Below are 12,450 nucleotides of genomic sequence, written 5' to 3'. Positions count from 1 at the left end.
GGCAGACTGTTTTTTTGTTGCCTGCATTTAGAAAAAAGATACCAAAGAAAGGTTCTTTATTTTCGATGAGTTAAACTCCATGACACAGTAACCACACTGATGGAGAATTAAAAAACAAGAAAATTTGATAAATTTCGGAAAAGGATGTCCGATTTTGCATCTGCCAGTACAGAGTATATGAAGAGATAAATATTCAAAACGAGAAAGCTCTAGAAGAAAAGAGACGGATGGAACAAATGCAGAAGGGAAGTTGATAATTAAACAAGGGCTCAATTGTAAACATGAACCAGTAATGCTATAATTATAGTGAGAACAGGAGGATACATATTATGGAAGATTCTTACGTATTACAACTGTTAAAACCAAAGTTTAAAGATTTTTATTTATGTTTCTGTGGATTTGCAGAATGTGAACCATTACATAGCTACGGACCGGCCGCAAGACCCAATTATATTTTGCATTATGTAATGAAGGGCAAAGGAATCTATCAGGTCGGCGAAACGAAGTATCAGCTGAAAGAAGGGCAGGCCTTTCTGATCGAACCGGAGAGTCTGACCTTTTATCAGGCAGATAAAAAGGATCCATGGTCTTACCTTTGGGTAGGATTTGGTGGTACGGAAGCACAGAGATTTGTCAGAGATCTTGGACTGAACAGTCGTCAGCTTACGTGCGAATGTGAATATGGAAAAGAGCTGAAAGAAATTGTATTTGAAATGCTTCGGCATACGTACTCAACTGCGGAAAATATATACTATCTTCAAGGAAAATTGTATCAGTTTTTCTCCGTGCTGGCTCGCGGGATTGAAATTCAGCAATATGCGGATGATACGAAAGAAAGTATACATGTACAGGAAGCAATTGCTTATATAAAGAATTACTATTCACAGAAAATCACAGTAGAAGATATAGCAAATCATCTTGCACTTAATCGAAGTTATTTATATACAATATTTAAGAACAGTCTTGGAATCTCGCCGAAGGATTTTTTGACGGAATTTCGAATTTCCAGAGGAAAGGAGCAGCTCACACTTACAGATCTGTCTGTGGAGGAAATCGCAGTTTCCTGTGGTTATCGCAATTCACTTGCTTTCGGAAAAGTATTTAAACAGAAAATGGGAATGACGCCGACCAAATATCGAAATGATAACAGAAAGGCTGCCCGAGAACGGTTGATCAGTGCACAAAATGAACTGAAAGAATACAAGAAACATAAAACAATTTATGTAAGAGACATCGAAAAAGAATAGACGAAATGTTGAAAAAGGCATCCGATACCTAACATTTAGGATATAACTCTTAACAAAAAGGTATAACGGATGTCTTTTTTTCTACGCTATACTTGTATCAACGAACATAAGGAACAAGTGCACAAGTTTCTTCGCTCAGATAACAAATAATCAAAGGAGTATTAGAGGAGGAGACTCATGGGAAATCAAAAAGAAACTCAGAAAAATCCGCAATATAAATATGCGTCTACAAGAGAAAAATTGTGCTTTGGAATTGGGGCGATCGGTAAAGATGCGATTTGTAATTTAGTAGGAGCATTTTTAATGGTTTATTTTACAGATACTTTGTATCTGGCACCGGCATTTGTCGGCGTACTGTTTTTTGTAGCAAGAATATGGGATGCGATCAATGACCCGATGATGGGAATGATCGTTGACAATACACATACACGTTTTGGTAAATTCAGAATCTGGATTGTAATCGGAACATTAGTAAACTCAGTTGTATTTGTTTTGTTATTCCACAGCTTTAACCTGTCAGGAACAGCATTGTACGTATATGTATCTGTTATGTACATCTTATATGGAATGACTTATACGATCATGGATGTCCCTTACTGGTCATGGCTTCCGAACTTGACAAATGACCCGCACGAACGTGAGAAAGTATCTATAATTCCAAGATTTTTTGCAAGTCTTGCAGGATTTTCAGTAGCAACATTTGGACTTTACATTATCAATTATCTGAACAAAGCTGCAGGCGAGAGTAATCTCTATGCAGAAAATGGATATACAATTTTCGCAATTATTATCGCAGTTATTTTCATTGTTACAATCGGTATTACTGTATTCAATGTAAAAGAGGAATCAACAGTAGGTGTATCAGCAGAAAAGACAAGTCTGAAACAGGCGTTTCATGTAATTGTAAAAAATGATCAGCTGCTTGCATTCATCGGATTGCTTTTGACATTTAACCTTTGTACACAGATCGCAAAAAGCTTTGCTGTATACTATTTCAAATGTGTATGCCACGATGAATATCTGTATTCTATCTTTGGATTTGCGATCATTGCCGAGATGGTAGGACTTTTATGTTTCCCGAAAATCGCAGCAAAAATCAGCCGTGAAAAAGTATACGCATTTGCATGTGGACTTCCAATTGTTGGATTCGCACTGCTCGGTGTAGCAGGATATGTAGCACCACAGAGTAAAGCGTTAGTTGTTGTATGCTGTGCACTGCTTTTCTTCGGATCAGGTCTTTCACTTGGAGTAACAACATGCTGCATGGCAGATGTTATCGACTATGGAGAAGTGAAATTTGGTGTACGAAATGAAAGCGTAACATGCTCAGCACAGACATTCCTTATGAAGGCAGCTATGGCAGCAGCAGGTGGATTAACAGGAATTGGGCTTCAGATTGTAGGATACAATGCAAAAGCAGCAGCGCAGAGTGCAGCGACCGTTATGGGTATTCGCGTGTTAATGCTTGTAATTCCAATCATTCTTGCATTTGCAAGCTTAGGTATTTACAAAAAATACTACACTTTAAAAGGTGAAAAGATGGAAGAAATCACAAGAAAAGTAAATGAAATGCATGTGAAAAAACAGACAGCTTAAGAGACAACAATTCAATTGTAAAAGGGGGTAGTATATGAGACAGATTATTTTTCACGAAGAAACAAAAACTTTTCATTTATACAATGGAAAAATTAGCTATATCTTATGTGTATTAGAAAATGGACATCTGGGACAATTATATTTTGGAAAACGACTTCATGATAAAGCAGATTTTTCTTATCTGGTTGAGAAATGTGAACGCCCAATGACATCGTATATATATGAGTGGGATCGTACTTTTTCATTGGAACATATCCGACAGGAATATCCGGTTTACGGTACGACAGATTACAGACATCCGGCAATTGAATTGTTGCAGGAAAACGGCAGCAGGATCAGTGAGTTCCAATATGACAGTTATGAGATTATTGATGGAAAATCAAAACTCTCCGGATTGCCGGCAACTTATACAGAGTCCGAGGGGGAAGCGCAGACATTGCGCATTTTCCTGAAAGACGCTCTGACCGGTGCGAAACTGGCACTATTATATACCATTTTTGATGAATACAGTGCAATTGCAAGAAGTGCGTATATTGAAAATGCAGGTGAGAAAAATCTACATGTGTTAAATATGATGAGTTTAAGCCTGGATCTTCCGGATAAGGATTATGAATGGATGCAGTTGTCCGGTGCATGGTCCAGAGAGCGCTATATAAAAAATCGAACATTGGAGCAGGGCATAACAGCTATTGACAGTATGCGTGGTAATTCTTCTCACGAACACAATCCGTTCCTTGCTTTAAAACGTCACAACACAGATGAAAATGCAGGAGAAGCAATCGGAGTAAGTCTTGTATACAGTGGAAATTTCCGTATGCAGGCAGAAGTAGATACACACGATGTGACACGAATTACAGCCGGGATCAATCCGGAAGGATTCGATTGGAAATTAGAACCGGGAGAAAGTTTTCAGACACCGGAAGCCGTTCTGGTTTACAGTGAAAATGGATTAAATGGCATGAGCCAGACATTCCAGAAGTTGTATGCAAAGAGACTTGCAAGAGGGTACTGGCGCGATAAAGCAAGACCAATCTTAAATAACAACTGGGAAGCAACGTATTTTGACTTTACAGAAGATCGTCTTGTAGAGATTGCCGGGAAAGCAAAAGAATGTGGAGTAGAACTGTTTGTCTTAGATGACGGATGGTTTGGCGCAAGAAGAAATGACAGAGCCGGTCTTGGTGACTGGGTGGCAAATGAAGAGCTTCTGCCAAATGGCATCAAAGGCCTGTCAGAAAGAATTGAAGCACTTGGATTAAAATTTGGTCTTTGGTTTGAACCAGAGATGGTAAATAAAGACTCTGATCTTTATCGTGCACATCCAGACTGGATCTTACAGACGCCGGGAAGAAATACATCACACGGCAGATATCAATATGTACTTGATTTCTCAAGAAAAGAAGTAGTAGACCATATTTACGGAATGATGGCAAAGTTATTGTCGGAGTCAAAAATCTCATATATTAAATGGGATATGAACCGAAGCATTACCGAATGCTACAGCAGCAAGCTTCCTGCAGACAGACAAGGAGAAGTGTTCCATCGTTATATTTTAGGTGTGTATGATCTGTATGAGCGCTTGACAAATGAGTTTCCGGAAGTATTATTCGAATCCTGTTCCAGCGGTGGTGGAAGATTTGACCCGGGAATGCTGTACTATGCACCGCAGGGATGGACAAGCGATGATTCGGATGCGGTCGAGCGTCTGAAGATTCAGTATGGAACTTCTATGTGTTACCCGCTTAGCAGTATGGGAAGCCATGTGTCTGTTGTTCCGAATCACCAGGTATTCCGCAATACTCCACTACATACAAGAGCGAACGTAGCATACTTTGGAACTTTTGGATACGAACTGGATCTTAACAAATTGACAGAAGAAGAGATCAAAGAAGTAAAAGAACAGATCGCATTTATGAAAGAATATAGAGAAGTGTTCCAGTTTGGAACATTTTATCGTCTGAAAAGTCCATTCGAAGGAAATGAGACAGTATGGATGGTGACAAATGAAGACCGCACGCTTGCAATCGTAGGTTACTATCGTGTTTTAAATGGAGTAAATCAGCCGTATAGCCGTGTCAGATTACAGGGATTAAACCCAGATATGGTTTATGAAAATGTATGGAATCATACAGAAAATTACGGAGATGAATTGATGAATTATGGGTTGATCACCTCTGATGTGACAGCTGGTGAAGTGCCTGGGAATGTGACTCCTTGTACCGATTTTGAATCTAGAATATATATGCTGAAAGGCAAAAAAGTTCAGGAGGGAAGATAGAGCATGACGAAGACAAAAAGAATCAGCGGAATGGTACTGGGAATATTGTTTATTGGATTATGTGTATCTTTCTTACGACTTTCACAATTTGGCGTGGATCCATTCAGTGCAATGAATCTTGGAATCAGCGGATTTATCGGATGGAGCTTTGGAACGTGGCAACTGCTTGTCAATGCAATCATTCTTGTAGTTGTATTCTTTCAGGCAAGATCCTGTATTGGTTTGGGGACCATTATCAATATGGTATTTGTCGGATATATTGCAGATTTTATTTGTTATGTAGCGAATGATGTGGTGCAGATTCAGATGAATCTGCCACTGCGTATCCTTGCACTGCTGCTTGCTCAGCTGATGGCATCTATGGGAGTGGCACTATATATGGTCGCAGATATGGGAATCGCTCCATATGACAGCGTCGCAATTATAATCGAAAAACTGACACATCAAAAAATCCCATTCCATAAAGCAAGGATTCTTTCGGATGTTGTTGTTGTGATTATCGGAATCATATTTGCCACTGCATCTGGGGCGGGTATCTGGTCGGTAGTAGGGATTGGTACAATTATAAATGCCTGCTTCAACGGTCCATTAATTCAATTTTTTAAAACAAAACTGGAGAGATTTTACCTGTAAAATCTACGGATTACAATTCTCGCAAGGCTCATATCCAGAACGGATAAGGGTCTTGCGTTTCTTTTACGTAGTGGGTAGCTTCTTTTAGGTAAAAAAAGCATAGTTTGAATAAAGCTGTAAAAGTTCACGTTGAATTTTACAGCTTTTTGTGGTTTGCGCGCCCATGGGCGCGCTCTAACGGGTGAAAGTCCCGAATACGCCCAGGTAACAAGGAAGTATATAGCTGAATAGTAGGGGGTTGTCCATCGTGAGGTGGAATCTGAAGAATATTCGGGATTACATTGCCGAAGACAACGAGGAATATGCTACGAAGACGATAAAAGAGATTTATGATTAATTTGAAAATCTTCAGATGTTTCCTGGAATGGAGGCGGATCTCTCCAAACGGGTCAGCTTTCGGACAGATTATAAATATGCGATATGGGAAGAGTATGTGATTATCTATAAGGTCGGTAACGAATATGTAGAGATTTATCGTGTAGTTAACCGATATCAGGATATCACGAGAATCTTTGATTGATAACAGAGATGTGATAACAAATTGATAACACCGTTCAGTACGGTCTATGGATGTAGGATAGTAGAACACATATAAAACCAAATAGAACCATAATACCAATACTAAAAAGTATAGTGACGAGATTTTATTTGCGAGTTTGAATAATATATTAGAGCCAAGAAATGCCTATTTTACGGGCTTTCTTGGCTCTTCCAGTCTAAATATTCTTTTTCTGTAATCTCTTCATTTCTGAATTTCTGGTACATATCAGCCCATGTTCCAATATGATCCAGCATATTTAAAGAATCATGTCCTTTAGGTGAATGCTCTGTAAGTAATGTGATATAAGAAAAGGTAAAATGAATTTTGTGGAAATATACTTTACAAGGTTTAAGCAGAAAACTCTGGTACAAAAAACCTTCCATTCCTTTTGTTGGTGAAGTATAATGTAAGCAACAAATTTGAATTTTATAAATGAGATAATGTTAGAAATGTGATAACAGTAAGAAATAAGAGACAGGTTTCTTGCTGTTATTTTTTACTAGAAGTTATTCTTACAAAATTTTCTTGAGGGACTTAAATCAGAAGTTGGTTTTGCCTTCAATTTTTTAGAATGTTTTTCTGTTATTTTGTAACGAAATACTCTAATTTGGTACTAACGAGTAGAAAGGAGGTTGTGAACACAAGTGCTTGAAGAAATATATGAAATGTATTCAAGAAAAGTATTCTTGTTTTTATTGAGCAAGACAAGTAATGAGGATATTGCAGAGGAACTTACTCAAGAAACTTTCTTTCAAGCTGTTCAATGCATTGAGCAGTTTAAAGGAAATAGTTCCATATTGACTTGGTTATGTGGCATTGCTAAAAATGTTTGGCTGAAAGATTTACGAAAACGGCAAGAGTGTCTATCAATAGATGATCACATCTTAGAAACAATGGATAAACAAGAAGTGGATGTTCGATGGGAACAAAAAGAAATCTTACAGTTGATACATGAGATGAATGAGCCGGTTCGTGAAGTAATGTATTTAAGGCTAATTAGCAACTTATCTTTCTCTGAAATTGGAGAGATAATTGGAAAAACAGAAAATTGGACAAGAGTAACTTTTTTTAGAGGAAAACAAAAAATTGTAAAGGAGATTTTAAAAGATGAATAAAGAACTTCCATGTTACATTATTTCTGATTTATTACCTTTATATCAAGATGATATATTATCAGAGCAAACGAAAAAAGATATTGATAAACATTTAAGTGAGTGTGAAGATTGTCGAAAGAAAGTGATGGCAATGAAAATGCAAATAGATATTCAAAGCACTAATATTGAATTAAAAAGTAATCCATTGAAAAAGGTGAGATTTTATCAAAAAATGCTGATGGGGTTGGGCGCAGTTATAGCATTTATTTTGGGTGCGTGCATTCCAATTGCTATATTAGGACTTACCGTTCTCGAGCGGGGAGAGATAGCTATCTATCAAATAGAGAGGGTGAAAAGTCTTTGGTATGTATTAGCTTCATGGAGTGGTGTTGCAGGAATTGTAGTATGTGTAATCTATTTTTTAGTAATACTACTTATTAAGAAAATAATTAAAAAACAGTAATAGAGAGTTAAAAATTAGTGTATAGCTTGTGTAATGAATACATTAAGAGTCGAAGAACTCCGGTTTGTAGGGAAATTGAAGTGCTTTATGAATATTATAGTATTTAAGATTATTAATTGATTTTAATGTATAGCATATTGCTGACAATAAAATGACAATACAATCTGATGAAAACATAGCAAATATACACGAAACATTTCATAAATGAACTGTTAAAAAACTAAAACAACGGGAAAGCACTACAAAGCAAATAGAACTTTGCGAGTTCGAATAACGGACAAAAAACCTCGGATGCCCATTTTACAAGGGTTTCCGAGGTTTTGTTATGTCTGTTGGCTCTATTTTGGCTCTATTTAAGAAATTTTGATAGGTAAAAACGTCGACGGATTAAAAAATATAGGATTTGAGCAACCAAACAAAAAAAATAGATATAATAAATCCGATTGTGGCACTTAGTAAAGCTGAAAGCAGTTGCTGATAAGGACGTTTTCCTTTTTCTTGTGCTTTTTCAATTTCATCTAATTGCTTTCCTTCGGTGAATGCCACAATTTCTTTGTACGTCATAATATCATTTTCTTTTTTGAACTTTTCTACTCTTAAAGCGTAATATATCATAATTAAGAAAAGAATTCCCCAAACGATATATCCACAATATCCTAAAAATACTGCCAATGGCACAGCTGCAATGACAGTTAATATTAAAAGTACTGTAAAAATAGCTCCATCACGATTAAATTTCTGTATAGCTTCTTTGCTAATTTCTTCTTTCATAGTAGTAATATCTCCTTTGATTAGTTGATCAAGAGAGATGTGAAATGTTGAACTTAACAGTAGCAGGCTATGAATATCTGGATAACTTTTATCATTTTCCCAATTAGAAATAGTTTGTCTTGTGACATATATTTTTTCTGCAAGTTCTTCCTGAGATAAATTCATATCTGTTCGATATCTTTTTATCTGTTTATACAGTTCCAATGCGCGTCCTCCTTTTTACGTGTTTTTTCTCTCGACCTAGACATATCGTATTAAATGTTAGTAAATGATTCTATCAAAATGCTTTTACATAGAGTAAATTCAATAGTCAAAGGTCTTTTACATAGTAGAATGAGAGGTTATATCTATTGTGGAAATACTTTTACAGTAATTCTGTTGGTTCCTTTTTTGACAACCATATTATCATCTACTAGATGATTTTTTATATCTTCTATGTTCTGCTCAATCTCAGTGATAGTTTCTGCATAATTATCTTCGGCACTCAATTTATTCTTGGAGTTTTCCAGATTTTCTTTTATTTGCTTTGCTTTAAGATAGGTGCAAAGTTTATTGTTGATAGCAGCGTTCTGAAAAGAAAATTTCACAGTAGAAGGGATAAACTCTCCATTTTCATCTCTTTCTGCTTCAAATTTCATATCTACTTGCTCATCTAATTTAAACAGTAAAGAAAGTACATCAGATACAGTTTCTATATCAAAATCCATGAATAGATTAATGCTGATGCCAAGAGCGTTTGTGATTTTCAGTAATTGATCCGGCTTTGGATTGCGAATACCATACTCATACTTTTTGATAGTAGCCGGATTTATGCCGGAAAGATTTCCCAACATTTCCTGTGATATTCCACGTATATTCCGATAATATTTGATTTTTTCTCCGACAGTCATAGTGTTTCTCCTTTTTGTGCTTTGTGGGTATAGAGATAGTTTAGCACATTGGGACACATTTGTGTATAAAAATTTATGAAAAATACTTGACGAACACAAATGTGTACTATATAATACGAATTACAAGGAACACAAAAGTGTACTAAGATTAAAGAGGAAAGGAGAAATGAATATGGAGAATACGATGAAAATGTATATTACCGCAGATGAAGTTGCTGAATTACTCGGAGTATCTAGAGGGTATGCATATAAAGTTATTCGAGGACTGAATGATGAGTTGAAAGCAAATGGATTTCGAGTGATTTCGGGAAAAGTGCCAAGAAAGTATTTTCAGGAAAAATTTTATGGAATGGTAGTTTAGAAGAAAGGGGATGATGATATGCCGGCAACAAGAGACGGGAAATTATGGCGCAGTCAGTTTTATTATAAGGATTGGCAGGGAATACGCCGAAAAAAGAACAAACGAGGTTTTAAAACAAAAGGAGAAGCGGATGAATGGGAAAGAAATTTTCTCCAGCAACAGCAGAAGAATCTAGATATCAGTTTTGAAAACTTCGTAGAAATTTATTTTGCAGATATGGAGAACCGATTGCGAGAAAGCACGATTATTAATAAGCGATATGTGTTTGATTTGAAAGTAACTCCGTATTTCAAACACAAGAAAATGTGTGAAATTCAAACTTCAGATATCAGAGCATGGCAAAATGAGTTGATTAAAAAGGGATATGCTCCAACTTATTTGAAAAGCATTAACAATCAGTTGGCAGCGCTTTTTAATTATGCTGTACGCTATTATGATTTGCGAGATAATCCTTGCAGAAAAGCGGGAAGTATCGGAAAGAGTAAGGCTGATGAAATGGATTTTTGGACAAAACAGGAGTTCAAAGAGTTTTTACCCTCTATGGACAGTAAGCCGGAAGCAAGAATGGCGTTTTTGCTTTTATATTGGACCGGTATGAGAATCGGAGAATTACTCGCTTTAACTTATGAAGATATAGACTTAGAGAATCGGTGTATTACGATTAACAAGTCATACCAGCGTTTGAATGGTAAAGATATGATCACGCCGCCTAAGACACCGAAAAGCAATCGGAAAATATCTATTCCACCATTTTTAGTAGAGGAATTAAAAGAATATTGTAGTATGTTGTATGGAATAACGGCGAATGAAAGAATGTTCCGATTTACAAAATCATTTATGGAACATGAAATGGTTCGGGGGATAAAAGAAACAGGCGTTAGGCGTATTCGCCTGCATGATTTGAGGCACTCTCATGCGTCTTTGCTAGTAGAAATGGGATTTCAGCCATTGGCGATTGCAGAACGGTTGGGACATGAAAAGATTGAGACTACCTTGAATACCTATTCCCATTTGTATCCCAATAAACAAGCAGAATTGGCAGAGAAGTTGGAAATTGCCAATGGAGAGGAGTAGCTATGAGTGGAGTACACAAATACCCAACAATCAGCTTTCGTATTTCCCCAAGAGAAAGGGATGAAATAGAAGCAAAAATCAAAGCGAGTGGTATGCAGAAAAAAGATTATTTTGTTCGTTCCTGTATCTATAACAAAGTGTGTGTAGTCGGGAAAAGGGAAGTAATATATCAACTGGTTGAGGAATTACAACTTATGCAGTACAACATTGCAGAAATCCTAAAGCAATTTGAAGAGCAGGAAATCCTGTTATCAGACGAAGGAGTGGAGCAGATGAAAAATGACTGTCTGGATATGCTGAAAGCCATTATATGGATGTTGGACGGAGCAAAGTATCTTTGGCAGGGAACAGAAAAAAGTCCCGACAGCGGCAACTGTTAGGACTTATGAAAAATCGGATAACCTTTGTTATCAAGATATTTACAAAATCAGTATAACAGAGGTTCTCCGGAGAAACAACAGAATTTTTGAATGGAGGACTTTATGGAAGAACAGAAGATTGAATTGAAAATAATCAATATGGCTGATATTCAGTCACAGGAAATTGAATGGTTATGGTATCCGTTTATCCCTTATGGAAAATTGACAATTATTCAAGGTGATCCGGGAGATGGAAAGACAACACTTGTATTGAATCTTGCAGCCAAATTATCAAAGGGTATCGGATTGGATGAAGAGATGCAGGTATCAGAGCCTATGAATATTATTTATCAGACAGCCGAGGATGGATTAGCAGATACAGTAAAACCGAGACTTGAAGCGGCAGACGCTGATTGCGAGAAAATTATGGTTATTGACGAAAGCGAAAAATCCCTTTCTATGGTGGACGAACGATTAGAACAGGCGATTATTCAAACCAATGCAAGATTACTTATTTTAGACCCGATACAAGCCTATCTGGGCGGCGGAATGGATATGAACCGGGCAAATGAAGCAAGAGATATGACTAAGAAATTAGGACTTTTAGCAGAGAAGCATAAGTGTGCGATTATCCTGATCGGTCACATGAATAAGGCTGCCGGAAACAAGGCGGCATATAGAGGAATGGGTTCGATTGACTTTTTCGCAGTCGCAAGAAGCGTTCTTTTAGTCGGCAGAATAGAGGGACAGGAAAATACAAGAGCAGTTGTGCAAATAAAAAATAACCTTGCCGCATTCGGACATTCAAAAGCATTTGAACTGACGGAAGAAGGATTTCATTGGTTGGGCGATTATGAAATTACGGCAGACGAATTGCTGGGAGGAATCACCCCGAAAGCAAATAAAAAGGAACGAGCAAAACAACTCATTTATGAACTGGCAGAAACAAACAATGTGGTAAAAAGTGAGGATATTGTTAATCTTGCCGAAGAAAAGGGAATTTCAAAACGAACATTGGAAAATGCGAAAAAAGAGTTGGGTATTAAAGGAAAACGGATTGGAGAATCATGGTATTGGAATCTTGATGAAATCGTGAAAGCGTAGATAAGAACGCAACAATGCAGAATGTATAGAAATTGCAGA

The 12,450-nt window shown here is 36.9% G+C and carries 13 protein-coding genes and 1 pseudogene; 11 read left to right on the top strand and 3 right to left on the bottom strand.

Annotated features, from left to right (window positions below; genetic code table 11):
- Positions 1 to 329: 329 nt before the first annotated feature.
- The 5 genes and pseudogenes from ACYPXO_RS01470 to ACYPXO_RS01450 all read left to right on the top strand — a co-directional run bounded on the left by ACYPXO_RS01470 (position 330) and on the right by ACYPXO_RS01450 (position 6,274).
- Positions 330 to 1,247 (top strand): AraC family transcriptional regulator, encoded by a 918-nt coding sequence (locus ACYPXO_RS01470; RefSeq protein ID WP_459638948.1) that lies wholly within the window; start codon positions 330 to 332, stop codon positions 1,245 to 1,247.
- Positions 1,248 to 1,424: 177 nt separating this feature from the next.
- Complete coding sequence (melB, locus tag ACYPXO_RS01465; protein ID WP_459638947.1) at positions 1,425 to 2,843, top strand: melibiose:sodium transporter MelB; 1,419 nt, start codon at positions 1,425 to 1,427, stop codon at positions 2,841 to 2,843.
- Positions 2,844 to 2,877: 34 nt separating this feature from the next.
- Entirely contained in the window at positions 2,878 to 5,121 is a 2,244-nt protein-coding gene (locus tag ACYPXO_RS01460; protein WP_156555199.1) for an alpha-galactosidase, read from the top strand.
- Between the two features lie 3 nt (positions 5,122 to 5,124).
- Positions 5,125 to 5,754, top strand: coding sequence for a YczE/YyaS/YitT family protein (locus tag ACYPXO_RS01455; RefSeq protein WP_055157898.1), 630 nt, complete (start codon positions 5,125 to 5,127; stop codon positions 5,752 to 5,754).
- 223 nt (positions 5,755 to 5,977) lie between these two features.
- A pseudogene (locus tag ACYPXO_RS01450) lies at positions 5,978 to 6,274 on the top strand (type II toxin-antitoxin system RelE/ParE family toxin).
- 170 nt (positions 6,275 to 6,444) lie between these two features.
- On the opposite strand, the gene ACYPXO_RS01445 reads toward ACYPXO_RS01450, so the two are convergent.
- Positions 6,445 to 6,678 (bottom strand): hypothetical protein, encoded by a 234-nt coding sequence (locus ACYPXO_RS01445; protein WP_459638946.1) that lies wholly within the window; start codon positions 6,676 to 6,678, stop codon positions 6,445 to 6,447.
- 261 nt (positions 6,679 to 6,939) lie between these two features.
- Between ACYPXO_RS01445 and ACYPXO_RS01440 the strand changes: the two genes are divergently transcribed.
- On the top strand, positions 6,940 to 7,410 hold the full coding sequence (locus tag ACYPXO_RS01440; protein ID WP_459638945.1) for an RNA polymerase sigma factor: 471 nt from the start codon (positions 6,940 to 6,942) through the stop codon (positions 7,408 to 7,410).
- Positions 7,403 to 7,852, top strand: a complete 450-nt coding sequence (locus ACYPXO_RS01435; RefSeq protein ID WP_459638944.1) for a zf-HC2 domain-containing protein — start codon at positions 7,403 to 7,405, stop codon at positions 7,850 to 7,852. Before ACYPXO_RS01440 ends, ACYPXO_RS01435 begins: the two co-directional genes overlap by 8 nt.
- A 387-nt stretch (positions 7,853 to 8,239) precedes the next feature.
- Here ACYPXO_RS01435 and ACYPXO_RS01430 read toward each other — a convergent pair whose 3' ends face one another.
- Both ACYPXO_RS01430 and ACYPXO_RS01425 read right to left on the bottom strand, forming a co-directional pair.
- The gene (locus tag ACYPXO_RS01430) at positions 8,240 to 8,827 is read right to left on the bottom strand and encodes a helix-turn-helix domain-containing protein (protein WP_459638943.1); all 588 of its coding nucleotides are present in this window, start codon (positions 8,825 to 8,827) and stop codon (positions 8,240 to 8,242) included.
- 143 nt (positions 8,828 to 8,970) lie between these two features.
- Positions 8,971 to 9,513, bottom strand: coding sequence for a helix-turn-helix domain-containing protein (locus ACYPXO_RS01425; RefSeq protein WP_117650635.1), 543 nt, complete (start codon positions 9,511 to 9,513; stop codon positions 8,971 to 8,973).
- A 166-nt stretch (positions 9,514 to 9,679) separates the two neighbouring features.
- Here ACYPXO_RS01425 and ACYPXO_RS01420 point away from each other — a divergent pair, with 166 nt between their 5' ends.
- The 4 genes from ACYPXO_RS01420 to ACYPXO_RS01405 all read left to right on the top strand — a co-directional run bounded on the left by ACYPXO_RS01420 (position 9,680) and on the right by ACYPXO_RS01405 (position 12,411).
- Entirely contained in the window at positions 9,680 to 9,874 is a 195-nt protein-coding gene (locus tag ACYPXO_RS01420) for an ICEBs1 excisionase (protein WP_138271677.1), read from the top strand.
- 18 nt (positions 9,875 to 9,892) lie between these two features.
- On the top strand, positions 9,893 to 10,948 hold the full coding sequence (locus ACYPXO_RS01415; protein ID WP_459638942.1) for a site-specific integrase: 1,056 nt from the start codon (positions 9,893 to 9,895) through the stop codon (positions 10,946 to 10,948).
- Positions 10,949 to 10,950: 2 nt separating this feature from the next.
- The gene (locus tag ACYPXO_RS01410; RefSeq protein ID WP_459638941.1) at positions 10,951 to 11,328 is read left to right on the top strand and encodes a plasmid mobilization protein; all 378 of its coding nucleotides are present in this window, start codon (positions 10,951 to 10,953) and stop codon (positions 11,326 to 11,328) included.
- Between the two features lie 102 nt (positions 11,329 to 11,430).
- Complete coding sequence (locus ACYPXO_RS01405; RefSeq protein WP_459638940.1) at positions 11,431 to 12,411, top strand: AAA family ATPase; 981 nt, start codon at positions 11,431 to 11,433, stop codon at positions 12,409 to 12,411.
- Positions 12,412 to 12,450: the final 39 nt, after the last annotated feature.

Source organism: Faecalimonas canis (assembly GCF_054601575.1).
Note: the sequence above shows the minus strand (reverse complement) of the source record. Positions and strands in the feature narration are given on the sequence as shown.

Bases quoted from the DNA above. Each gene is read 5' to 3' on its own strand.
- ACYPXO_RS01470 (WP_459638948.1), top strand. From the start codon at position 330: ATGGAAGATTCTTACGTATTACAACTGTTAAAACCAAAGTTTAAAGAT.
- melB (WP_459638947.1), top strand. From the start codon at position 1,425: ATGGGAAATCAAAAAGAAACTCAGAAAAATCCGCAATATAAATATGCG.
- ACYPXO_RS01460 (WP_156555199.1), top strand. From the start codon at position 2,878: ATGAGACAGATTATTTTTCACGAAGAAACAAAAACTTTTCATTTATAC.
- ACYPXO_RS01455 (WP_055157898.1), top strand. From the start codon at position 5,125: ATGACGAAGACAAAAAGAATCAGCGGAATGGTACTGGGAATATTGTTT.
- ACYPXO_RS01445 (WP_459638946.1), bottom strand. From the start codon at position 6,678: ATGGAAGGTTTTTTGTACCAGAGTTTTCTGCTTAAACCTTGTAAAGTA.
- ACYPXO_RS01435 (WP_459638944.1), top strand. From the start codon at position 7,403: ATGAATAAAGAACTTCCATGTTACATTATTTCTGATTTATTACCTTTA.
- ACYPXO_RS01425 (WP_117650635.1), bottom strand. From the start codon at position 9,513: ATGACTGTCGGAGAAAAAATCAAATATTATCGGAATATACGTGGAATA.
- ACYPXO_RS01420 (WP_138271677.1), top strand. From the start codon at position 9,680: ATGAATATGGAGAATACGATGAAAATGTATATTACCGCAGATGAAGTT.
- ACYPXO_RS01415 (WP_459638942.1), top strand. From the start codon at position 9,893: ATGCCGGCAACAAGAGACGGGAAATTATGGCGCAGTCAGTTTTATTAT.
- ACYPXO_RS01410 (WP_459638941.1), top strand. From the start codon at position 10,951: ATGAGTGGAGTACACAAATACCCAACAATCAGCTTTCGTATTTCCCCA.
- ACYPXO_RS01405 (WP_459638940.1), top strand. From the start codon at position 11,431: ATGGAAGAACAGAAGATTGAATTGAAAATAATCAATATGGCTGATATT.